Below are 21,537 nucleotides of genomic sequence, written 5' to 3'. Positions count from 1 at the left end.
GGGCCGGGGTCAGTCGCGAATGGACAGACCTTGCCGCAACGCTCCCGCTGTCTCGGCGAGGGCCTCGCGGAAGCGGGTGCCCACGCCCGTGAAGTTGATGAAACCGTGGATCAGGTCCTCGTGTCGGCGCAGCGCGACCTCGACGCCGGCTTCGGCGAGCTTCTTCGCGTACGCCTCGCCTTCGTCGCGTAGCGGGTCGAACCCGGCCGTCACGACGAGGGCCGGGGGGAGGCCGCTCAGGTCTTCCGCGCGTAGCGGGGAGAGCCTGGGGTCGGTCAGGTCGCTGCCCTTCGGTACGTAGTGGCCCTCGAACCACTTCATGTGCACGTCGGTGAGGAACAGGTTCTCGGCGAACAGGTCCTGCGAGCGGTAGCGCTGCGCGAAGTCCGTCGCCGGGTAGATCAGCAGCTGGAACGCCGGTGCCGGGCCGCCTCGCCGGACCGCCTGCTGGGCCGTCACCGCGGCCAGGTTGCCGCCCGCGCTGTCGCCGCCGACCGCGATGCGGGACGGGTCGGCGCCGAGGTCGCCCGCCTTGGCGTGGGCGAAGTCGAACGCCGCCAGGGCGTCGCCGGTGGCCGCCGGGAACGGGAACTCCGGGGCCAGCCGGTACTCGATCGACAACACCCGCACCCCGGCGTGCTTGGCCAGGAAGCGGACGGCGTTGTCGTGGCTGGCGCGGGTGCCGACGACCCAGCCGCCGCCGTGGAAGAACACCAGGAGCGGCGACTTCTCGGGCAGCCCGACCGGCGTGTAGAGCGTCGCCGGCAAGTCACCGTCGGGGGTCGGGACGGCGATCTCGCGCACCGAGACGGGTTCGATCGGCTTGCCGCTCACCAGGTGCCGGCCCACGTCGAGCAAGGCGCGGGAGCTGTCGACCGAGCCGCGGACCAGCTCCGCGCCGGCGAGCTTCTGCAGTCGCAGCAGCAGCTGTGCGTCGAGGGCGAGGTCTTGGCCGTCGATGCGCACCGGTCGGCCGGCCACCGCCCGCCGTACCGGCTCGGGCAGCCAGAACGCGAGCTGGGACGCGGCGGCCTGGACGCGGACCGGGAACGGGATCGCCATCGTTGCCTCCTGTGCATCGGTGCCGACCAGACGTTACTTGTCAGTAGGTAACAGGTCCAGTGGGACTTCGGGTGTGACCGGGACCTCCGTCCCAAACTCTGGTCCTCCAGTTAAGTGGAGGGGTTAGCCTGGAAGGCGTGACTTCAGCCAGGACGGTCAATGTGCTCGGGATCGGCGGCTCTCTGCGCGAGGGCTCGCAGTCCGAACGCGCGCTGCAGATCGCGCTCGACGCCGCGGCGGAAACCGGCGTCCGGACCAGGCTGCTCTCCGGCCCGGACCTGGTGCTGCCCTTCTACGACGCGGGCGAGCTGGAGCGCGACGAACGCGCGAAGACGCTCGTCGACGCCGTCCGCCACGCCGACGGGCTCATCGTCGTCTCGCCGGGTTACCACGGCGCGCTGTCCGGCCTGGTCAAGAACGCCCTGGACTACGTCGAGGACCTCCGCGACGACACCCGCCCCTACCTCGACGGCCGCGCGGTCGGCCTCGCCGCCGTCGCGTACGGCTGGCAGGCCGCGGTCACCACGCTCGAGCAACTGCGCACGATCACGCACGCGTTGCGCGGCTGGGCCACCCCGCTGGGCGGTTCGATCAACTCGGCCGAGACCAAGTTCGACGACGGCGGTGGCGCGTCCGACGAGAAGAGCCTCCGCACGCTGCGGTTGATCGGCCGCCAGGTCGCCGAGTTCGCCGTGTCGCGCCACTCCTGACGTTTCGCCCGGGCGCCGCCGGGTAGCCGAAGCACGTGATGCCTGCCATGTAGGGGCACTGTTCCGCGGATGCGGGATGTTGCACCCGATGAGACGCTCGACGCCGAGCGTCCCCGAAAGAAGGCAGGCGAAGCATGGGTCAGGCGATCTACACCGCGGTGGCGACGGCGCGCGGAGACGGCCGCAACGGCGAGGTCACCTCGTCCGACGGCGTCATCGACGAGTCGCTGGCCATCCCGAAGGAGATGGGTGGCCCCGGCGGGGACAAGACGAACCCCGAACAGCTTTTCGCCGCCGGCTACTCGGCGTGCTTCCACAGCGCGCTGCAGCTGGTCGCGCGTCAGGCCAAGGTGCCGCTGCACGACACGACCGTCACGGCCGAGGTCAGCGTGCTCAAGCAGGACGTCGGGTTCGGTCTCGGCGTCGCGCTGAAGGTCTCGCTGCCGGGCGTCGACCAGGCCCAGGCCGACCAGCTGGTCGAACAGGCCCACCAGGTCTGTCCCTACTCCAACGCCACCCGCGGGAACATCGAGGTCGCGCTCTCCGCGACCGTCTGATCCCCGCCTCCGTCCGAGGAAAGGATCACCGCACATGACCACCTCTCCGATCAAGAGCCCGCTGTCCGACGCCGACAAGGAGATCACCGGCAACGCCCTCCAGGCGACGCTGGTGGACCTGGTCGACCTCTCCCTGATCGCCAAGCAGGCGCACTGGAACGTAGTCGGCGCGAACTTCCGCAGCGCGCACCTGCAGCTCGACGAGCTCGTGACCACCGCGCGCGAGTACGTCGACCAGGTCGCCGAGCGGGCGAACGCCATCGGCGTCTCGCCGAACGGCAAGGCCAAGACCGTCGTCGAGAGCTCCGGCGTCCCCGACTACCCGGACAACTGGCAGTCGGTCGAGTCGACCGTCGCCGCGATCGTCGACATCCTCTCGGCCCTCGTCGAGCGGCTGCGCAAGCGCATCGACGAGACCGACAAGAGCGACCTCGTGACGCAGGACCTGCTGATCGAGATCACCCGTGCCCTCGAAGAGGCGCACTGGATGTGGCAGGCCCAGCAGGCCTGATCCTCGTCCCCGCGTACGGCCGGTTCCTCCGGGAGCCGGCCGTTTCGCGCGCTCAGTGGTGAAATGCCGTCGCCTTGGCCGGGTCCTTGGGCCGCCCTCCTTCCTTCGCCAGTTCCGCGACGACCCGGGCCACGTCGGCCAGCAGCAGGTCCGCCAGGTCGTGCGTGAAGCCGTTGCGGACCACGATCCGGAGCACCGCCAGGTCCGTGCGGTTGTCCGGGAACGTGTACGCCGGCACCAGCCAGCCGCGCTCGCGCAGCCGGCGGGACACGTCGAAGACGTCGAAGTTCACGCCGGGTCCGGTGGTGACCGCGAACACCGGCAGCTGGTCGCCGCGGGTCAGCAGCTCGAACGGGCCGAGATCGGCGATGCCGGCCGACAGGTGCGTCGCCACGTCACGCGAGGCCTGTTGCACCGCGCGGAATCCGTCCCGGCCGAGTCGCACGAACGTGTAGTACTGGGCCGCGACTTCGGCGCCGGGGCGGGAGAAGTTCAACGCGAACGTCGGCATGTCGCCGCCCAGGTAGTTGACGTTGAACACCAGTTCCGACGGCAGCGCCTCCTTGTTCCGCCAGATCACCCAGCCCACCCCCGGGTACACCAGCCCGTACTTGTGGCCGGACGTGTTGATCGACGCCACCCGCGGCAGCCGGAAGTCCCACTCCAGCTCCGGGTCGAGGAACGGCGCGATCATCGCGCCGGACGCGCCGTCGACGTGCACCGGGATGTCCCAGCCCGTGCGCTCCTGCAGCGCGTCGAGCGCCGCCGCGATCTCCGCCACCGGCTCGTAGCTGCCGTCGAACGTCGAGCCGAGGATCGCCACGACGCCGATCGTGTTCTCGTCGCAGCGCGCGACCGCCTCCTCGGCGGAGAGGTGGTACCGGTCACCCTCCATCGGCACCAGCCGCGGTTCGACCTCCCAGTACTCGCAGAACTTCTCCCAGCACACCTGGACGTTCACGCCCATCACCAGGTTCGGCTTCCCGGTGCGGCCGAGCTTGGACCAGCGCCGTTTCAGCGCCATCCCGGCGAGCATGCAGGCCTCGGACGACCCGGTCGTCGAGCAGCCCATGATGTCGGCGAGGTCGGGCGCGTGCCACAGGTCGGCGAGGATGTTCACGCAGCGCCGCTCCAGCTCGGCGGTCTGCGGGTACTCGTCCTTGTCGATCATGTTCTTGTCGACGCACTCGGCCATCAGCTCACGCGCCTGCGGCTCCATCCATGTCGTGACGAACGTGGCGAGGTTCAGCCGCGCGTTGCCGTCGAGCATCAGCTCGTCCCGCACTAGCTGCAGCGCCGTGTCCGGTGGCAGGGACGTGTCGAGCAGCTTGTCGTGCGGCATGACGAAGCCCGCCGCGAGCGCCGGGTTCGCTCCGGCGTACATCGGATTCGTGCCGCCGACGCGGTCCGGGCGGTCGGTTTTTCCCTGGTGCAGAACCATGAAACCGACGGTAGCGCCATCCGCCGACAGCCGCGTGCGCGAAAGGTCGGTCCCGGTCCGAAAGAGACCGGAACCGACCTTTCGCGGCAAAAGTCAGGCCCGGAAACCGCGTGATCGGACCCGGGACTCGCGTGAGTTACGGGGTCAGTGCCAGGACTTGGCTCGCGCGTACTGGTTCGGCCACGGCACGTCGGCGTCGAGGACGTTCGCCGCGCGCAGCGGCCAGTGCGGGTCGCGCAGCAGGGCGCGGGCCAGGAACACCGCGTCCGCCGAACCCGACGCCACGATCTCCTCCGCCTGCTCCGGGTCCGTGATCATGCCCACCGCGCCGGTCGGCAGGCCCGCCTCGGTGCGGATCCGGGCGGCGAACGGGACCTGGTAACCCGGGCCGACCGGGATGTCCGGGTTCGGGGTGTTGCCGCCCGAGGACGCGTCGATCAGGTCGACGCCCCGCTCGGCCAGGAGCTTCGTGAGACGCACCGAGTCCTCGATCGTCCAGCCGCCCTCGGTCCAGTCCGACGACGACAGCCGCGCGAACAGCGGCACGGACGAACCCACCTCGGCACGGACCGCGTCGGTGATCTCCAGCGCCAGCCGGGTGCGGCCCTCGAAGTCGCCGCCGTAGCGGTCCGTGCGGGAGTTGGACAGCGGGGACAGGAACTGGTGCACCAGGTAGCCGTGCGCGAAGTGCAGCTCGAGCAGGTCGAAGCCGGCGTCCAGGGCACGGCGGGCACCTGCGGCGAACGCCTGCGGGAGCGCGCTCACCTCGTCCGTCGCGAGCGGCCGCGCCGGGGCGTACGGGCCGAACGACTGCCGGTCGGCGCCGACGCTCTGCCAGCCCCCGTCCGCGGCGGCGACGCTGCCCGAGCCCTCCCACGGGCGCTTCGTCGAACCCTTGCGGCCCGCGTGGGCCAGCTGCATGCCGATCGCCGTGCCCTGGGCGTGCACGAAGCCGACGATCCGGCGCCACGCGTCGGCGTGGGCTTCGCTCCAGATGCCGGTGTCCTGCGGGCTGATCCGGCCCTCCGGGGTGACGGCGGTCGCCTCGGTCAGCACCAGGCCGGCGCCGCCGGTGGCGAACTGGCCCAGGTGGACGAGGTGCCAGTCGCCTGGCAGGCCGTCGGTCGCGGAGTACTGGCACATCGGGGACACCCACGCGCGGTTCGGCAGCGTCAGGCCGCGGACCGTGATCGGGCTGAAGAGTCGGCTCACCTCTCGATCAACGACACGTGCCCGCGGTCTCTTCCCGTCGCCGACGCGGGTACCGGCGAGTAGCGTCACACCCATGGGTGTCGCTGCTGACGAACGCCAGGCGTTGAGCTCGCTCTTCGAAGACCTCGGGCCCGACGCGCCGACTTTGTGCGAAGGGTGGACGACGCGGGATCTCGCCGCGCACCTCGTCGTGCGCGAGCACCGGATCGACGCCGCGCCGGGCATCGCCGTGCCCGCGCTCGCCGGGTACACGAAGAAGGTCCAGGACCGCTACGCCGCGAAGCCGTGGGCGAGCCTCGTCGACCAGGTGCGCCAGGGGCCGTCGAAGTTCTGGCCCACCTCGATCGGCCCGCTCGACGAGCTGACCAACGGCGCCGAGTTCCTCGTCCACCACGAGGACGTCCGGCGCGCGCAGCCGGACTGGAAGCCGCGGCCCGCCGATCCGGCCCGGGACGCCACCGCGTGGCGCTCGGCGAAGGGCGCCGCGAAGCTCAACCTCCGCAAGTCGCCGGTCGGCGTCACGCTCCGGACCGCCGACGGCCGCGAGGCCGCGGTCAAAACCGGGCCCGACCCCGTGACGGTCGTCGGGGACCCGGTCGACCTGCTGCTGTTCGTGTTCGGCCGGGACGCCGTGAACCTGGACTTCCAGGGCGACCCGGCCGCGGTCACGAAGCTTCAGGCGGTGAAACGGGGCCTCTGAGCGCCCGGTTCACCCACCGCCCCACCGGCAACGCGACGACGATCGCGGCCAGCACCAGGTGCACGGCCATGAACGCCACCGCGGCGGGCACACTCGGCGGCCCGCCGAGGAACACGATCATGTGTGACGCCCACTTCAGCTCGGTCGGCTTCGTGCCCGCCGCCCAGACGTCGTTGAGCGCCCAGAACGTCAGGTCGTTGACGCCCGAGATGACCACCAGGATCGATGCGACGCCGGCCTTGAGCACGTTCGCCGTCCGGCCGCCGCCGAGGCGGTAGGCCAGCAGCGCGAACAGCACGATGAACGTCGTCACGAACAGCTCGAACTGGTACACCGGCTGGAACGCGTCGTCGTTCGTCGCCGCGTCGCGGGCGAACGCCTGGACCCGCATCACCAGTTCGGTGTCCAAATAGGACATGTAGACGAAAACGGCGAACACGATCAGGGCCGGGCCCAGCTTCGTGCGCGGGAACAGCGAAACCGTGAGCACCGCGAACAGGAACGGGCACAGCTTGAACGCCCAGTCGCCGACGTTGTCCAGCGTCTGGTCCGGCGGCAGCACCACCATGATCAGCAGCGTGGTCACCACGGCCGGCACGGCGGCGGCCAGCCACAGCCACCGCCGTTGCCGGTAGAGCGCGCCGATCCAGTTCGGCGCTTCGACTGCAGGTGCGATCACAGTTCCTTCTCCACCCAGAACGGACCGAGGGCCAGCGCGTCGACGTCGGTCTTCAGGTAACACGCGATGGCGTCGGCCGGGCTCGCCACGATCGGCTCGTTGTTGTCGTTGAACGACGTGTTGACGACCATCGGCACGCCGGTCAGCTTCTCGAATTCGCTGATCATCTTGTAGTACAGCGGATTGTCCGCCACGCTGACCGTCTGCACGCGCGCGGTCCCGTCGACGTGGGTGATCGCGGGCACTTCGTCCCGCTTGTCCGGCAGGACGTCGAACACCAGCAGCATCACCGGCGACGGGTAGTCGCTGACGAAGTACTCGCCCGCGCGCTCGGCCAGGCACGAGGGCGCGAACGGCCGGAACGCCTCGCGGTGCTTGACCTTCTCGTTCATCCGCGTCTTCGACTCCGGGTCGCGCGGGTCGGCGACGAGCGAACGGTTGCCCAGTGCCCGCGGCCCGCACTCCATCCGGCCCTGCACCCAGCCGACGATCTTCCCGTCGGCGATCTTGGCGGCGGTGTGCGCGGCGATGTCGTCGACGCGGGTGTACTCGACGCCGGCGTCCTGCAGCGCCACCTCCATCTCGGCCTCGGTGTAGTCCGGGCCGGTGTAGGTGTAGCCGTCCCGCGGGCGCGGCTTGCCGTACTTGCCGACCGACACCTCCAGGGCCGCGCCGAGCGCGCAGCCGTCGTCGGCCGCCGCGGGCTGGGCGAAGAAGTCCTCGAACGGCGTCTCCAGCAGGATCCGGCCGTTCATGACGCTGTTGAGCGCGACGCCGCCGGCGACGCACAGCCGCTTCGAACCGGTCTCGCGCTGCAGCCACCGCGCCAGGTGCAGGCCGGCTTCCTCCAGCGTCACCTGCAGCGCGTACGCGATGTCGCAGTAGTGCTGGGGAACGGGATTCGCCGCCGTGACGCGGGTCTTCGGCCGCGCCGGGCCGAAGGTGTCGCTGAACTTCTTCGCCATCACGTGCTTGCCGGTGCGGTGGTGGGCGAACCAGCTCAGGTCCAGTTCGAAGCCGCCGTCGTCGTCGAGGTGGATGAGCTGCTTGAACGCGTCGACGTAGGTGTCCTCGCCCAGCGGCGCGAGGCCCATGATCTTGCCCTCGTCGCGGGTCGGGTAGAAGCCGAGGTAGCCGGTGACGCCGGCGTACATCGCGCCGAGGGAGTGCGGGAACTTGATGCGCCGCAGGTCGACGATCTTGTTGCCGCGGCCGTGCGCCAGGTACGTCGCGGTGCCGTCGCTGCCGATGCCGTCGAAGGTGAGGACGGCCGACTCGTCCCACGGCGAGATGAAGTAGCCGCTGGCCGCGTGCGCGCGGTGGTGGTCGACGAGGTGCGTCTTGAACTTCGTCGGGCCGGTCCACTCGACGGCGTCCTTGACGTCCTGCTCCAGCGTGTAGGACCGCTTGATGTGCGCCAGGACCGCGCCGCCGACGTGGTAGTCGTCGTGGCCCGAGCCGCCGCCGGTCATGAAGGTGTCGACCATGCCCGCCGAGCGGCCGCCTTCGTCGCCGTTGGTGTTGCGGAAGACGTCCAGCGTGCCCGGGAAGTAGCGCGCGAACACCTTGGCCGCGTGGATCCCTTCCTTCCAGCGCTGCCAGTAGTAGGCGACGTGGTCGACGTCGGCCAGGGTGATCCCGGCGCGCTCCAGGCAGAACTTGATGGCTTCGGCGGGGAAGTCGCCGTCGTGCTTCTTGCGGGTGAAGCGTTCCTCCTCGGCGAAGGCGATGATTTCGCCGTCGCGCACGAGTGCCGCCGCCGAGTCGTGGACCCTGCTGATGCCCAGTACGTACATGATTCTCCCAGTTCAGAACGAGTGACGGCGGTGGAGCAGGCGCCGCAGGACGGCCGCCTTGACCGCGAGCGCGAGGACCAGGGCGGCGAACCCGCCGACCGGCCCGAGCGGGGGCACGAGCAGCGCGGCGCCGACGGCGGTGGCGGCGAGCGCTACTACGGCGGTGCCCGAGGTCAGGGTCAGCACCTTGCTGTTGGTGTTTTCGATGAGGAAGCTCGCGTAGAGCCCCGTCGCGTACAGCGCCGTCTCGACGAGCACGAGCACCCCGAGCACGACGTAGCTGTCCTCGGTCATGAGCAACGCGCGCGTCGACGGCACGGCGAGACCCGCCCCGAGCAGCACGGCGAAGCCGATCCCGGCCCGTTCGACCAGCTTCAGCAGCTCCGACGCGCGGGCCCGGCCGGCCACCGCACCCGTGCCGCGCATCCGCCGGGACGCCGTCGGCTGGTGCAGTTTCAGCTGGTAGAACAGCAGCGAGCAGAACGCGCTCGACACCAGCAGCGCCAGGTAGAACGGGCCACTGTCGGTCGTCCGCCCGGACAGCGCCAGCACACCGAACACGACCGACGTCGAGATCACGTCGAGCAGTTCGGTCAGGCCGAGCAGGACCGTGCTGCGCCCGTACGCCGGCAGGAGCCGGTGCCCGGGCACGCCGCCGCCGCGCAGCCACGGCCTCGGCAGCAGGGCCACCGACGCGCCGAGGATCACGACGAGCCCGGCGAGCAGCAGCGCGAGGTGCGTCTCGGGGGACCACCGCACCGCCCAGGTCACGCACGTGACGATCCCGACGACGACCGAGCCCGCGGCGAACGCGAGCGCGTCCAAAATGGACTTGTCGCGCAGCCGGTGCAGACCGGACACGGTCATCAACAGCCCACCGGCGATCGACCACGCGGCCGCCGTCAGGTACAGCGCCGCGTCCGATTCCGGCGCGACGACCAGTGCGACGACCATGGCGGCCAGCACCACCAGCACCGGCACGGCGGCGATCCGGACCGCGAGCGCGGCGACCGCGTCCCGGGTCAGGCGCAACCGCGGCAACGCCTTGAGCGCGGACTTCTCCGCCGCGGCCGGCGCGAAGTTCAGCCACGTCATCAGGCCGAGCGCGTTCGTGAAGCGCCCGTAGTCGTGGGCGCCCCACGCGGTGATCAGGACCAGCCCCATCACCTGCACCGACAGCCGGAACACCCCGCGGCCGGCGAGCAGGCGCAGCACCACCGCCGGCCGCGGCGGAGCCACGACCGGCGGGGCGGCGGGGGACAGACCCGTCACGGCAGGGGTACCGCCATGTCCTGCTCGTGGAGCAGGAACTTCAGCGTGCCGCGCACCTCGTTCTCCGCGGCGAGCACCTCGGGCACGGACCGGGCGGTGAGCACGACGTAACCGAGCTTGTAGCCCGCCTGCTCGTACGGCTTGACGTAGGACCCTTCGTCGGCGAACAGGTGTAGCCCGACCACGCCGGGCATCGCGGCGACGTCCTCGACACCGTCCACTCGGGACAGATGCCCGCCGCGGTCGGACGCGAGGATGTGCACCAGCGTCGGCTTCGCCGCGTGCAGGTCCAGGCGGACTTCGTCGCCGGTGGCGGCCGCGATCCCGGCGGCGATCAGGTCGGCGCCGTAGCAGTGCTGGATCGCCTCGGCGAGGCCGTTGCCGCCCATCCGCGCGCCCATCTCGATGAGGTAGAGCTGCCCGTCGCGGCCCAGGACGGCGTCCAGCGTGAGCGGCCCGGTCCGGTAGCCGAGCTCGGCGCAGATCAGGTCGAGCGCCTCGATCAGCCGCAGCTCGGCGTCCGCGGGCAGTTCGCCCGGCAGCAGGTGCGACGACGTCACGAAGAACGGCGGCGGCGTGAGCGTGCGTTCGGTGACGGCGTGGAAGACGATCCGGCCGTCGACGACCAGCGCTTCGATCGTGTAGTGCGTGCCGTCGAGGTGCTCCTCCACGACCAGCCGGCCGGACGGTGAGAACGCGAGCGACTCGGTGAACGCCTTGGCCAGCCGGCCGGGGCCGGAGCACGAGACGACCCCGCGGCTGCCGGACGAGTCGACCGGCTTGACCAGCGTCGGGAACCGCAGCTGCTGGGCGGCGTTGACCAGCTCGGGGCCCGGGCGCCCGGCGACACTGCGGTAACCCGGGAGTCCTAAGTGGTCACACAGCGCGCGGAAGACGGACTTGTCCGTCGAGGCCTGGACCGCGTACTCGGGCAGGGGATCCGGCAGGCCCCAGTGCCGGGTGAGCCACGCCAGCGTCGGCAGGCCGACGTCGCTCGCCGGGCAGAGCACCCCGGCGATGTCGCGACGGCCGTCGAGCGCCGCCGCGATCTGCTCCGGCGCCCGCACGCTGACCTGCAGGAACTCGTCCGCGAACGCGACCCCCGGCGCGCCGGGGCGGACGTCGACGCAGATCGTGCGGAAGCCCAGCTCGCGGGCTCGTTCGTAGGTGCTGACCGCACCGTCCGCGCCCCCCAGGATCACCAGGGTTCTCGCGGAGCCTCTCTCGGAACTTGTCACGCTGAAATGCCTTTCCCCAGTTGCACATCGATCCGCCGGGGCCCCTCGGGGTCCTCGGTCGTGAAGAGCCGGTCCTCGACGTCGACCACGACGTTCGCCTCCCGGATGTAGAACTGCCGCGGCTTCGGCTGCCCCGCGCCGACCACGACGAGGTAGCGCACGGTCAGCGACAACACCAGCAGCAGCACGGTGAGCAGCATGAAGAGCGTCACGGCCGTGGCACTCGCGCCGAGCAGGCCGGACGCCGCCGCCGCGGCGGCCAGCACCCCGAAGCCGGCGGCGAACAGCGCGGTCGCCGAGGCCGCGGTGGTCAGCCGCCGGGTGAACCCGACGAAGAGCTCGATCGCGTGCGACGACAGGAAGCTCATGCCCACTTTGGACTCACCGCGCTCGCGGGCCCGGTGCGCCACCTGGACACAGGTGTAGCGGCTCGTCAGCCGCGGGACCGTGGCCAGGAAGTACGGCGTGCCGAGCCGCAGGTCCACGATCTTCCGGGCCAGCTCGGCCCGGACCAGCCGGAACGCCGTGGCGCCCGGCGGGATCTCGATGCGCAGCAGGCGGGCGCCGATGAAGTGGAACGCGGCGGTGCCCCACCGCCGCAGCCGCGGGTCCTGCCGGTTCGTGCGGACGCCGAAGACCGCGTCGTACCCCTGTTCGGCCGCCGCGATGAGCTTGTGCGACTCGGCGGCGGGGAACTGCTGATCGGCGTCGATGTGCAGCACCCAGGGCGACGACGCGTACCGGTAGCCGGCCGAGAAGGCCGCTTCGAAACCGAAATTGCGGCTGAAGGATACATACCGCACACGCGGGTCGGACTTGGCGAGTGAACGGATCTTGCCCAGTGTTCCGTCGGTGCTCCCGTCATCGACGTAAAACAGTTCCAGTGAATAGTCGGCCAGTTCGTTGGTTATTTCCCGATAGGACGGTCCGACGTTGTCGACTTCGTTGAAGCACGGAATGACTACGGTGAGTCCGCATGCCGCCGGACCGGGGAATGCCCTGGTCATCTGCGGCGCCCGCGGGGCCGTACCGGATTCGTGTCCGTACGGTCACCGACAGTGCGAATGGTGCTCATGAATACCCCAGTTGGATCCGGTAAGACCGCTTGCCGATGCGCGGCGTTGCGGAGTTATAAGCAGATGCATCGACCCTTGGGGACGGTTTTTCTACGAATTCCTCCGTTCAGACCCAGACCAAAGTAGTAACCCATCCGTCATTCGGGGTGTCTGCGGACGAAGTCCTTCCGCTACGGCCCGCGATGGCGCAGACTCCCCGGCCATGTGGAGTCTGGGGGCAGGTGTCGGGTGGCGTGCTGCCCATGTGCGGGCGGTGCGCTCGGCGTTCGCCACGGTGCCGTTCTACCGCGAGCGCTGGGCGCTCGACGGCCGCGAAGATCCAGTGCTGGTACCGGGTCGCACCGGGACGAACGGCGGTGCGGCGCCGCTGCCGGAAGCCGTGCACAAGCTCGTGGACCTGGTCCCGCTGGCCGGGGGCGCGCAGCGGACCGACCCCGCGCGGGGTCTCGGCCGGGTGCTGCGGACGGCTCGCCGGCCCGCGCCCGGGAGCTTGATCGTCCTTTTGGGACAAGACGATCTCCGTCCCCCGTCCGACCTGCCGAAGGACGTGCGCGGCTGCGTCGCCGATCCCGACGCACCGAGCGCGTCCGTGCTCCGCGAGCTGACGGCCGTGCTGGCGCGCGGTCACCGCGTGCTCGCGGTCGGCGACGACAAGGCGATCACCACGTTCACGGCCGCGCTGCCCGAAGAGAGCGCGCACCGTGTCGAAGCCGTGCCGCACCGTGAACTCGACTCGCTGGACGCCGGCCCGTACGGCGTGCTGCACGACCCGGCGCTCGGGTACCTCGGCGCGCTGGGCGGCTGCGGCCGGTGGCACCTCGACTGGCCGCACGTCTACGCCCGGCCGACGGCCGGCGGGCTCGCGTTCACCTTGCTGCGCCAGAAGTCCCCGCGGTTCGTGGACGTCATCCCGGCCGGCGGGGTGCTCGGCCGGATCGAGTCGTGCCCGCGGCACGGCACCCCGGTCGTCGTCGCATGAAGTTCGCGTTCCACGATCCCCGCACGGACCCGGCTCCCGCGGGCTGGGCGGAGTTCTCCCGGACCGCGCGGCTGCACCCGGTGTGGGATTACGGCTTGATGGGTCTCGAAGCCTGGGGCGCGCGCAACCCGCAGCTGGTGGCCGTCGCCGTCGAGGGGGACGAGATCGTCGCGGGAATGTCCGTTCTGGTCTGTCGCCTGCCGTGGTCCTCGCGGTTCGCGCCGGCGCCGGGACGTCGGTCGCCGCGCCCGTGCTGGGCCGAGGTCTACCAGCCGTGGCTGAGCGGCTTCCCGGGCATCGTGTTCGCGCCGGACCTCCCGGCCGCCGACCGGCAGCCGCTGGTGCGCGCCTTCGAACGGCAGCTGCGCCGGCACCTGGGCCCCGGGCTGCTGGGCGTGGTCTACCGCGCGATCGGCGAGGAGTTCGCCGCCGGTGTCGGCGGCCGGGCCCGGCTGGTCAAGCGGACCGACCCGACGACGGTGCTGGAAAACCGCTTCACCACCGAAGACGACTGGCTCGCGACGCTCCCGTCCGGCCGCCGGTCGAGCCTGCGCCGCCGCGGCCGGCGGATCGCCGAGGACCCGGCGCTGGTGGTGCGCGGCGGCCCCGGCCGGGACGACGTCGACGGCGTCGAGGTCGCGTCGCTGATCAAGGTGCACCGCGAGCGGTACGGGAAGCTCCCGCTGGACACGCGCACGATGCCGTCGGCCGGGTTCCTGCACCGCTACGTCCGGCGCCCGGACGTCCACACGCTGACCTACCGCGACGCCGACGGCCGGCTGCTGGCCGTGAACACCATGCTCGACCACCCGGACAGCCCCAGCCTGCAGCACTGGGCGGCGTTGCCGCTGGACGAACGTGGCCGGGGCGCGGGTTTGTATTTCGACGCGTATGTCCGCGCTGTCCGATTCATGGCGCGACGCGGCGCAAAAGAACTTTCGGCGGGCCGGGGCATGGTCGAACTGAAACAGGAATTGGGGTTCCGGCCGCGGGCGCTCTTCACCGCGGCGGTACCGAGGCCGGTGCTGGGCCGATGACCGCGACGGTGACCAGAGTGTCGCAAGTGGACGTCCACGACCCGCGGATCGACCCGGTTCCGGACGGCTGGGCGGCGTTCCGCGCTCGCTGCCTGCCGCCGGTGTGGGACTACGAACTGCTGCGCCGCGAGGCGTGGTTGGCGAAGAACCCACCGGTGCTCGCCGTCGTCCGCGAGGGCGACCGGGTCGTCGGCGCGCTGTCGGTGATGGTGTGCCGGGGTTGGCGCGCCCGGGAGTTCGGCCCGCTGTCGGGCGGCCGGCTGCGGCCGCGCTGGGCCGAGGTCTACCTCCCGCTGCTGAGCGGTTATCCCGCGGTCGTCTTCGACGACGGCGTCGACGAGCATGCCGCCATCCGGCAGTTCGAACGCGCGTTGCGCGACCACGTCGGACCCGGGCTGCTCGGCGTGATCTACCGGGCGATGAACCCGGAACTGGTGCCGGCGCTGGCGGGCCGCGGCCGGGTGGCCCGCGAGATCGACCCGGCCGCCGTGCTGCGCAACACCTATTCCACAGTGGACGAATGGGAGCGCGGGCTGGCTCCCGGAATCCGGCAGCACCTCCGTCCGGACGTCGGCACCGAAGCGGGGTTCGGCCGCACCGACGTCGACCCGCACGAACTCGCCGTGCTGCTCAACGCCCACCGCGCCCGGCAGGACGAACGCGCGTGGGCGGGCGGCCAGCGGTCGCGGATCGGCGGGCTGCACATGGACACCCGAAGCCCGATCTCGCCCGGGTACCTCGACGCGCTCGTCCGCCGCCAGGACGTCCTGACCCGGACCTACCGCGACGACGCCGGTCGCCTGCTCGGCTTCAACACGATGATCGACCACCCCGCGGGCTGCGCGGTGCACCACTGGGCCGCGCAGCCGAGCGCCGCCGGGGGCCGGAAGGGGCTCTATGTCGACTGTTACGCCCGCTGCGTGGCGCACATGATCGCCGAAGGACGGCCGGAGCTGACCGCGGGCCGGGCGATGCTCGCCGAAAAGACCGCGCTCGGCTTCGACACGCGCTCGTTGTGGTCGGTCGCCGTGCCCCGCCCGGTGCTGGGCCGATGACCTTCACCGTGCGGGTGCTCGACCCGCGCACCGATCCCGAGCCCGCCGGCTGGGCCGCCTTCCTGCACGCCCAGCAGGCGCCGTTGACCTGGGACTACAGCCTGCTGTGCACGGAGTCGCGGCACTCGCGCAGCCCGTACCTGCTGACCGTGGTCACCGACGGCGCCGCGATCGTCGCCGCGGTGCTCGCCATGCTGTGCCGCCCCGGTTCCGCGACCCACCCGGGCCCGGTCGGCGGCGCCGCGAGGTGGGGGCCGCGCTGGCTGGAGGTCCAGCACGCCTGGCTGAGCAGCTATCCGGCGTGGCTGTTCGCCGAAGACGTCGACCCGGCCGGGCAGCGCGAGATCCTGCGCCGGTTCGAGCGGGCGGTCTGCCGCGTCGCCGGGCCGGGCTGCCTCGGCGTGGTCTACCGCGCGGTCGCGCCGGACGCCACCGGACTGGTGTCCGGGCGGGGCCGGCTCGTGCGTGAGATCCAGCCGACGCTCGTGCTGGAGAACACGTTCACCGACCTCGACGGCTGGCTCGCGACGCTGAGCCGCAACCGCCGGTCGAGCCTGCGCGGCCAGATCCGCAAGATCGCCGCCGACCCCGGCCTGACCGTTCGCGCCGGCACCGCCCGCGACGACCTCGACGGCGCCGAACTGGCCGCGATGCTGCACGCGCACCGCGCGGCCAAGGGCCCGGTGAAGTTCGACCAGCGCGGCCCGGTCACCGGCGAGTACCTGGACGAGCTGATCCGGCGCCCGGACGTCGTCACGACGACCTACCACGACGCCGACGGCCGGCTGCTCGCCTTCACCGACCTGCTCGACCACCCGGTGATGCCGCTGCACCAGCACTGGGCCGCGCTGCCGCCCGCCGAGGGCCGGCCGAAGCACCTCTACTTCGACGTCGTCGCGCGCGGGGTCGGGCACATGATCGAGCACCGCCGGAAGTTCCTGTCCCTGGGCCGCGGGGTCACCGACCTCAAGACGTCGCTGGGGTTCTCCCCGGCCCCGATGGCCGGGGCCGTCGTGCCGAGGCCGGTGATCCGATGGTGACCGACGTGCTCGACCCGCGTCACGACGCGGAACCCGCGTACTGGACGGCGTTGCGCGAGCGTGCCGGGCTCCGGGCCGACTGGAGCTGGGAGGTGCTCAGGACCCAGGCGTGGGCCGCGCGGACCCCGCAGCCGATCACCGTGCTGCGCGACGGCGACGAACCCCGTGGCGTCGTCTGCGCCGCGTGGGTCACCGGCCGGACCCGCCGTTACCGGTTCGCCTCCGCGACCGCGCGTCGCGGCCTGCTCGGCGGCCTCGACGTCCGCGGGCCCGGCGCGAGTTCGCAGCCCGGCTGGTGGTTCGCGGACGCCGGCGACGACGGGGGCGTGACGCGGCTGCTCGAGGCGTACGTCCCGGCGATCCGCGCGGAACTCGGCCGCGGGTTCCGCGGGATGCTGCTCCGGCAGGTCGGCGAGACCGGGCTGGACGCCGTCGGCGGCCGGTTCCGGCTGGTGCGGCGGACCGAGGACATCGCGGTGCTCGACGTCAGCGCGTTCGGCTCCCGCGACGACTGGATGCACTCGCTGGCCCGCAAGCGCAAGCAGAACCTGCGCAAGATCTTCCGCACGTTCGACGCCGACCCGAGCGTCGAGGTGCGGTGCGTGCCGGGCAAGGAAGCCGACCCGGTCGCCATCGCGGAAGTGTTGCGGCACAACGAACGCAAGCACCACGACGTGCCGATCGTGCCGCTGCCGCACTTCACCGGCTACCTGACCGAGCTGCTGCGCCAGCCCGACGTCACGGTGATCGAGTACCGCGACACCGCGACCGGACGGCTGCTCGCCGTGGCCACCCTGCTCGACCACCCGGAGCTCCCGATCGCGCGGCACTGGGGCGCGCTCGGGCCCGAGGCCGGCGGCCGGCCCAACCTCTACTTCCACTTCTACGGCGAGGCGGTGAGCTGGGCGATCGCGCACGGGCGGTCGTCGGTGGTGTTCGGCAAGAAGATGACCGAGATGAAGGCGACGCTCGGCGCGCGGCTCGTCCCGCAGTACGCGGCGGCCGTCCCGGTTTGCTAGCTTCGCGGCGTCTCACCCGCCGCGCCTCAGGAGAGCCCCGCCATGCCGATGATCAGCGTCTCGATGTTCCCCGGCCGCACGCCCGCGCAGAAGAGCGCCCTGGTCCGGGAGCTGACCGACGCGTTCGTCCGCACCTGCGGCGGCAAGCCGGAAGGCGTCCAGGTGACGCTCGTCGAGGTCGGCGCGGACCACTGGGCCACCGGCGGCGTCCTGCACTCCGAACGCTGAAAAGCCGTGAATGGCCCATCAAGGGACTCTGAGTCCCTCAATGGGCCATTCACGGCTTTTCGCTGGGGTCAGCGCAGGCCGAGGGCCCGCTGGGCGAAGTTGACCTCGATGGCCGTCTGCTTGATCGTCTCGGCGATCACCAGCGAGCCGTGGCCGGCGTCGTACCGGTAGAACTCGTGGTGCAGTTCGCGGCCGCCGAGCCGGTCGAGGTAGTTCTCGATCTGCCGGATCGGGCAGCGCGGGTCGTTGTCGCCGGCCAGCACCAGCACCGGCGCCGTGACGGCGTCGACGTAGGTGATCGGCGAGCACTCCGCGTACACCGCGGGCACGTCCTCGGGCGAACCGCCGAAGAGGGCGCGGTCGAACGAGCGCAGCTGCTCCATCTCGTCCTCGTACGCGGCGACGTAGTCCGCCACCGGCACCCCGGCGACGGCCGCCGCCCACCGCGTCGGCTGCGTGCCGATCGCCAGCAGGGACAGGTAGCCACCCCACGAAGCGCCGTTCACCACGCACTTCTTCGGGTCACTGAGTCCACTTTGGACGGCCCAGTCGTGCACCGAGGCGACGTCTTCCAGCTCGGTCAGCCCCGGCCGGCCCTCGATGGCGTCCCGCCAGGCCGAGCCGTAGCCGGTCGAACCTCGGTAGTTGACCTCGACCACGGCGAACCCGGCGTCGAGCCAGGTCGCGCGGTACGCCGAGAAGCGGTCCTCGTCGGCCGCGTGCGGGCCGCCGTGCAGCGAGAACACCGTCGGCAGCGGGCCTTCGGGCGCTCCGGACGGGCGCGAGACCAGCGCGTGGATCCGGCCGCCGACGCCTTCGACGAACGCGTCGGTCACCGGCTCCGACCCCGGCGCCCGGTCGCCCGGGGGTGCCAGCAGCACCGAGTCGGCGCCGTCGGCGGTGCGGGCCCGGACGGCGGCCGGCTCGGCCGCGCTCGACCAGGAGTACTCGACCGTCCCGTCGGGACGGACGCCGGCGCCGCCGATCCGGCCCGCCGGAGTGTCCACTGAGGACAGCTCGGCCGAGTCGAGGTCGTAGCGGTACAACGAGCTGCGGCCTTCGTGGAAGTGCACGACCAGCAGGGCGCGCCCGTCCGGGTACCAGCCGGCGACGACCTCGCCGGGCAGGTCCAGCTCGATCTCCGTCTCGGTGTCCTCCCGGACGTCCCAGACCAGCAGCTCCTCGCGGCCCCGCCGTTCGTGCAGCACCAGCAGGCGCTGGTCGCCGGGCAGCGGGGAGAACTCGAGAGCGGACAGGCCCTTGCCCTCGCCGTCCCACTTGTCGGCGACGGTGGCGAACCCGCCGGTCGCGAGGACGCGCAGCGCCGGGTGACGCGAGTCGCCGTGTTCGGAGTGCGAGATGGCGATCAGGCTCTCGTCGCGCGAGAGCGACGCGATGCCGGCGTCGTCCGCGTGGCTGTAGAAGCGGTGCGTCTCGCCGTCGATCCGGGCGAACAGCTCGCTGCCGTCGTCGGTCGAGACGCCGACCGCGACGAGGCCGGCGCCGATCTCGAGGCCGGCCGGGTAGCCGTCGTGGACGTCCGGCACCGCCTTCTCGGGCTTGCTGCCCTCGGTCGCGGCGAACGGCTCGCGCACCCACGAGCCGAACTCGTCGCCGTCGGTGTCGTCGAACCACCAGATCCACTCGCCGTCCGGCGAGGGCGTGGCGTGCATGGTGCCGTTGGGCCGATCGGTGACGCGTCGGTGCTCGTCGGTCGCCCGGTTCCAGGCGTAGACCTCCCAGACACCGCTTGAGTTGGAGACGTAGACGCATCGATCGGGGGCGTCGCGGGCCCAGTCGGGCACGGAAATGCGCGGCGCGTGGAAGCGGGCGCGCCAGCGGGCTTCGGTCTCGGCCTCGTCGAACAGCCGGTCCGGGACCACCGCGGGCGGATATTGGTTGGCTGACTGCGTGCTCACCCCTCGATCCTGCCACCTTCTGGCCGTACTGTGTGCGGGGTGCTGGAGGGTTACGCGCCGGGCTACGGGCGAGACGCGGTTTCGATGATGTCCGCGCGCACGGCTGCCGAACGCGCGACGTTCGCCCAGCCGCTGTTCGGGCCGGGGATGTGGGTGGTCGACCTCGGCTGCGGCCCGGGCTCGATCACGCTGGGGCTGGGTGCGGAGTCGCGCGTCACCGGGGTCGACGTCGACGCCGGTCAGGTCGCGATGGCCCGCGACGTCGCGCGCCGTTCCGGCCGGTCCACAGTGGACTTCGTGGTGGCGTCGGCGTACGCGTTGCCGTTCGACGACGGCAGCGTGGACGTCGCGTTCTCGCACGCCCTGTTCGAGCACCTGGCCGCGCCGCTGGACGCGCTGCGGGAGCTGCGCCGGGTCCTGAAGCCGGGTGGCCGGCTCGCGCTGTCCACTTCGGACTGGAGCAAGGCGCGGCTGCGCCCGAAGACGGCGAACGTCGACGCGGCGCTGCGCGGCCACTACCTGCTGCGCCGCCGGGCGGGCGGCGACCCGTTCGCCGGCCGCAAGATCGCCGACCACTGCGCGGCGGCGGGGTTCGCCGAGATCGTCGCGCGCCCCCGCTACCGCGAGGACATGACGTACCGGGACCTGGCGAAGTACGTCGAATCCCGGTTGGACGCGGCGATCGCCGACCCGGACTACGGCCGCGACCGCGACCAGCTGGCGAGCGCGGCCCGCTCGGCCTGGACGTGGCTCAGAAGCGGTGACGGCGACTTCAGCCAGTGCTGGGTGGAACTGACCGCGACGAGAGTGTGAGAAGCCCGGAAACCAGAAGAGCCGGTGTCCGAAGACACCGGCTCTTACTCGTCGGGGTGGCGGGATTCGAACCCACGACCTCCTCGACCCGAACGAGGCACGCTACCAAGCTGCGCCACACCCCGAGGTACTGCTTAACGGGTCGTGGAGAAGTCTAGCGGACGTTGTCACGGGCTTTCCGGCGGGCTGCCTTACGCGGTTCTGAAGCCTCCGAGCCGCGCGGGACCAGCGTCAACAGGCTCGCTTCCGGCGGGCAGGCGAACCTCGCCGGCGCCCACGGCGACGTCCCCAGGCCGGCCGAGACGTGCAGCCACATGTGCGCGCCCCAGCGCGAGGCACCGCGGGCGCGACTGCGATCCAGGTCACAGTTGGTGACGAGCGCGCCGTAGCCCGGGAGGCGCAGCTGGCCGCCGTGGGTGTGGCCGGCCAGCACGAGGTCGTAACCGTCCGTGGCGAACGTGTCGAGCACCCGCGGCTCCGGCGAGTGCGTCACGCCGAGGCGGACGGCCGCGCCGCTGTCGGCCGGGCCGGAGATGTCGGCGTAGCGGTCGCGGCGCAGGTGCGGGTCGTCGACGCCCGCGGCGAACACCCGCTGCCCGCCGACGTCGATCATCCGGCGCACGTGCGTCAGGTCGGTCCAGCCGTGCTCGACGAACGCCGCGCGCAGGTCGCGCCACGGCAGCTGGACGCCGTGGATGCGCTTCTTCTTGCCCTTCGGCATCAGGTAGCGGGCCGGGTTCTTGGGTTTCGGCGCGTAGTAGTCGTTGCTCCCGAAGACGAACACGCCGGGCCGGTCGAGCAGCGGGCCGAGCGCGCGCAGCACCGAAGGCACGGCCTGGTGGTGCGACAGGTTGTCACCCGTGTTGACGACCAGGTCCGGGTTCAGCTCGTTCAGGGCCGCGACCCAGCGCTGCTTGCTGCGGTGGCTCGGCAGCATGTGCAGGTCCGAGACGTGCAGGATGGTGAACGGCCGCGACCCGGGCGCCAGTACCGGGAGCTCGGCGGTGCGCAGGGTCCAGTGGCGCCGTTCGATGCCGACGGCGTAACCGAGGGTCGCGGCGCCGAGCGCCACCGTCCCCGCGGCGAGGCGTGCCGCTTTCGCCCCGGACGTGGATTTGTTACTGAGCGTGCTCACAGGGTCCAGGATACGTGCTCAACGGTTGGATGACTTCGCCCCCGTTCCGGGGAACCTG

20 protein-coding genes, 1 tRNA gene and 1 pseudogene are annotated in these 21,537 nt (G+C 71.5%); 11 read left to right on the top strand and 11 right to left on the bottom strand.

Annotation, left to right across the window (positions count from 1 at the left end; genetic code table 11):
• Positions 1-9 precede the first annotated feature (9 nt).
• A complete protein-coding gene (locus OHS18_RS28125; RefSeq protein ID WP_328612949.1) occupies positions 10-1,062 on the bottom strand; it encodes an alpha/beta hydrolase in 1,053 nt (350 codons plus the stop codon).
• Between the two features lie 137 nt (positions 1,063-1,199).
• Between OHS18_RS28125 and OHS18_RS28120 the strand changes: the two genes are divergently transcribed.
• The 3 genes from OHS18_RS28120 to OHS18_RS28110 all read left to right on the top strand — a co-directional run bounded on the left by OHS18_RS28120 (position 1,200) and on the right by OHS18_RS28110 (position 2,840).
• On the top strand, positions 1,200-1,772 hold the full coding sequence (locus tag OHS18_RS28120) for an NADPH-dependent FMN reductase (RefSeq protein WP_328612948.1): 573 nt from the start codon (positions 1,200-1,202) through the stop codon (positions 1,770-1,772).
• Positions 1,773-1,906: 134 nt separating this feature from the next.
• The gene (locus tag OHS18_RS28115; protein ID WP_328612947.1) at positions 1,907-2,329 is read left to right on the top strand and encodes an organic hydroperoxide resistance protein; all 423 of its coding nucleotides are present in this window, start codon (positions 1,907-1,909) and stop codon (positions 2,327-2,329) included.
• Between the two features lie 34 nt (positions 2,330-2,363).
• Positions 2,364-2,840, top strand: coding sequence for a Dps family protein (locus OHS18_RS28110; RefSeq protein ID WP_328612946.1), 477 nt, complete (start codon positions 2,364-2,366; stop codon positions 2,838-2,840).
• 52 nt (positions 2,841-2,892) lie between these two features.
• On the opposite strand, the gene OHS18_RS28105 is transcribed toward OHS18_RS28110, so the two are convergent.
• Together OHS18_RS28105 and OHS18_RS28100 are read right to left on the bottom strand one after the other, a co-directional pair.
• Complete coding sequence (locus OHS18_RS28105) at positions 2,893-4,281, bottom strand: glutamate decarboxylase (protein WP_328612945.1); 1,389 nt, start codon at positions 4,279-4,281, stop codon at positions 2,893-2,895.
• A 144-nt stretch (positions 4,282-4,425) separates the two neighbouring features.
• Entirely contained in the window at positions 4,426-5,493 is a 1,068-nt protein-coding gene (locus OHS18_RS28100) for an NADH:flavin oxidoreductase/NADH oxidase (RefSeq protein ID WP_328612944.1), read from the bottom strand.
• Between the two features lie 73 nt (positions 5,494-5,566).
• Here OHS18_RS28100 and OHS18_RS28095 point away from each other — a divergent pair, with 73 nt between their 5' ends.
• A complete protein-coding gene (locus tag OHS18_RS28095; RefSeq protein WP_328447634.1) occupies positions 5,567-6,193 on the top strand; it encodes a TIGR03085 family metal-binding protein in 627 nt (208 codons plus the stop codon).
• On the opposite strand, the gene OHS18_RS28090 is transcribed toward OHS18_RS28095, so the two are convergent.
• Genes OHS18_RS28090 through OHS18_RS28070 form a run of 5 tightly spaced genes read right to left on the bottom strand, consistent with a single transcriptional unit; the run spans position 6,159 to position 12,185 of the window.
• Positions 6,159-6,872 (bottom strand): hypothetical protein, encoded by a 714-nt coding sequence (locus OHS18_RS28090; protein WP_328612943.1) that lies wholly within the window; start codon positions 6,870-6,872, stop codon positions 6,159-6,161. The two genes, OHS18_RS28095 and OHS18_RS28090, sit on opposite strands and share 35 nt — an antisense overlap.
• Positions 6,869-8,668 (bottom strand): carbamoyltransferase family protein, encoded by a 1,800-nt coding sequence (locus OHS18_RS28085; protein ID WP_328447638.1) that lies wholly within the window; start codon positions 8,666-8,668, stop codon positions 6,869-6,871. The genes OHS18_RS28090 and OHS18_RS28085 overlap by 4 nt, the downstream gene beginning before the upstream one ends.
• A 12-nt stretch (positions 8,669-8,680) precedes the next feature.
• Entirely contained in the window at positions 8,681-9,940 is a 1,260-nt protein-coding gene (locus OHS18_RS28080) for a hypothetical protein (protein ID WP_328612942.1), read from the bottom strand.
• On the bottom strand, positions 9,937-11,142 hold the full coding sequence (locus OHS18_RS28075) for an ATP-grasp domain-containing protein (RefSeq protein ID WP_442874340.1): 1,206 nt from the start codon (positions 11,140-11,142) through the stop codon (positions 9,937-9,939). The genes OHS18_RS28080 and OHS18_RS28075 overlap by 4 nt, the downstream gene beginning before the upstream one ends.
• A gap of 32 nt (positions 11,143-11,174) precedes the next feature.
• Positions 11,175-12,185, bottom strand: a complete 1,011-nt coding sequence (locus OHS18_RS28070) for a glycosyltransferase family 2 protein (protein ID WP_328612941.1) — start codon at positions 12,183-12,185, stop codon at positions 11,175-11,177.
• 322 nt (positions 12,186-12,507) lie between these two features.
• Between OHS18_RS28070 and OHS18_RS28065 the strand changes: the two genes are divergently transcribed.
• From OHS18_RS28065 to OHS18_RS28040, 6 genes and pseudogenes are all read left to right on the top strand, one after another.
• Positions 12,508-13,233 carry a hypothetical protein gene (locus tag OHS18_RS28065; protein ID WP_328612940.1) on the top strand — a complete coding sequence of 242 codons (726 nt, stop codon included), beginning with the start codon at positions 12,508-12,510 and terminating at the stop codon, positions 13,231-13,233.
• Positions 13,230-14,270 (top strand): GNAT family N-acetyltransferase, encoded by a 1,041-nt coding sequence (locus OHS18_RS28060; protein WP_328612939.1) that lies wholly within the window; start codon positions 13,230-13,232, stop codon positions 14,268-14,270. The genes OHS18_RS28065 and OHS18_RS28060 overlap by 4 nt, the downstream gene beginning before the upstream one ends.
• The gene (locus tag OHS18_RS28055) at positions 14,267-15,325 is read left to right on the top strand and encodes a hypothetical protein (protein ID WP_328612938.1); all 1,059 of its coding nucleotides are present in this window, start codon (positions 14,267-14,269) and stop codon (positions 15,323-15,325) included. The genes OHS18_RS28060 and OHS18_RS28055 overlap by 4 nt, the downstream gene beginning before the upstream one ends.
• Positions 15,322-16,365: a GNAT family N-acetyltransferase gene (locus OHS18_RS28050; RefSeq protein WP_328447650.1), complete on the top strand. Its 1,044-nt coding sequence runs from the start codon at positions 15,322-15,324 to the stop codon at positions 16,363-16,365. The genes OHS18_RS28055 and OHS18_RS28050 overlap by 4 nt, the downstream gene beginning before the upstream one ends.
• On the top strand, positions 16,359-17,384 hold the full coding sequence (locus OHS18_RS28045; protein WP_328612937.1) for a GNAT family N-acetyltransferase: 1,026 nt from the start codon (positions 16,359-16,361) through the stop codon (positions 17,382-17,384). The genes OHS18_RS28050 and OHS18_RS28045 overlap by 7 nt, the downstream gene beginning before the upstream one ends.
• A gap of 39 nt (positions 17,385-17,423) precedes the next feature.
• Positions 17,424-17,612 (top strand): annotated as a pseudogene (locus OHS18_RS28040) (tautomerase family protein); the annotation flags it as partial.
• 68 nt (positions 17,613-17,680) lie between these two features.
• Here OHS18_RS28040 and OHS18_RS28035 read toward each other — a convergent pair.
• Positions 17,681-19,531 carry a prolyl oligopeptidase family serine peptidase gene (locus OHS18_RS28035; RefSeq protein ID WP_328612936.1) on the bottom strand — a complete coding sequence of 617 codons (1,851 nt, stop codon included), beginning with the start codon at positions 19,529-19,531 and terminating at the stop codon, positions 17,681-17,683.
• 39 nt (positions 19,532-19,570) lie between these two features.
• On the opposite strand from OHS18_RS28035, the gene OHS18_RS28030 reads away from it, so the two are divergent.
• A complete protein-coding gene (locus tag OHS18_RS28030; protein ID WP_328447655.1) occupies positions 19,571-20,344 on the top strand; it encodes a methyltransferase domain-containing protein in 774 nt (257 codons plus the stop codon).
• Positions 20,345-20,395: 51 nt separating this feature from the next.
• On the opposite strand, the gene OHS18_RS28025 is transcribed toward OHS18_RS28030, so the two are convergent.
• Positions 20,396-20,469, bottom strand: a tRNA-Pro gene (locus OHS18_RS28025).
• Positions 20,470-20,498: 29 nt separating this feature from the next.
• The gene (locus tag OHS18_RS28020) at positions 20,499-21,479 is read right to left on the bottom strand and encodes a metallophosphoesterase (protein ID WP_328612935.1); all 981 of its coding nucleotides are present in this window, start codon (positions 21,477-21,479) and stop codon (positions 20,499-20,501) included.
• Positions 21,480-21,537 lie beyond the last annotated feature (58 nt).

Source organism: Amycolatopsis sp. NBC_00355, assembly GCF_036104975.1.
Lineage (GTDB): Bacteria > Actinomycetota > Actinomycetes > Mycobacteriales > Pseudonocardiaceae > Amycolatopsis.
This window is presented reverse-complemented; position numbering and strand designations above follow the sequence as displayed.

Coding starts and splice junctions, on each gene's coding strand:
- OHS18_RS28110 (WP_328612946.1), top strand. CDS start 2,364: ATGACCACCTCTCCGATCAAGAGCCCGCTGTCCGACGCCGACAAGGAG.
- OHS18_RS28095 (WP_328447634.1), top strand. CDS start 5,567: ATGGGTGTCGCTGCTGACGAACGCCAGGCGTTGAGCTCGCTCTTCGAA.
- OHS18_RS28045 (WP_328612937.1), top strand. CDS start 16,359: ATGGTGACCGACGTGCTCGACCCGCGTCACGACGCGGAACCCGCGTAC.
- OHS18_RS28060 (WP_328612939.1), top strand. CDS start 13,230: ATGAAGTTCGCGTTCCACGATCCCCGCACGGACCCGGCTCCCGCGGGC.
- OHS18_RS28055 (WP_328612938.1), top strand. CDS start 14,267: ATGACCGCGACGGTGACCAGAGTGTCGCAAGTGGACGTCCACGACCCG.
- OHS18_RS28125 (WP_328612949.1), bottom strand. CDS start 1,062: ATGGCGATCCCGTTCCCGGTCCGCGTCCAGGCCGCCGCGTCCCAGCTC.
- OHS18_RS28085 (WP_328447638.1), bottom strand. CDS start 8,668: ATGTACGTACTGGGCATCAGCAGGGTCCACGACTCGGCGGCGGCACTC.
- OHS18_RS28105 (WP_328612945.1), bottom strand. CDS start 4,281: ATGGTTCTGCACCAGGGAAAAACCGACCGCCCGGACCGCGTCGGCGGC.
- OHS18_RS28070 (WP_328612941.1), bottom strand. CDS start 12,185: ATGACCAGGGCATTCCCCGGTCCGGCGGCATGCGGACTCACCGTAGTC.
- OHS18_RS28115 (WP_328612947.1), top strand. CDS start 1,907: ATGGGTCAGGCGATCTACACCGCGGTGGCGACGGCGCGCGGAGACGGC.
- OHS18_RS28050 (WP_328447650.1), top strand. CDS start 15,322: ATGACCTTCACCGTGCGGGTGCTCGACCCGCGCACCGATCCCGAGCCC.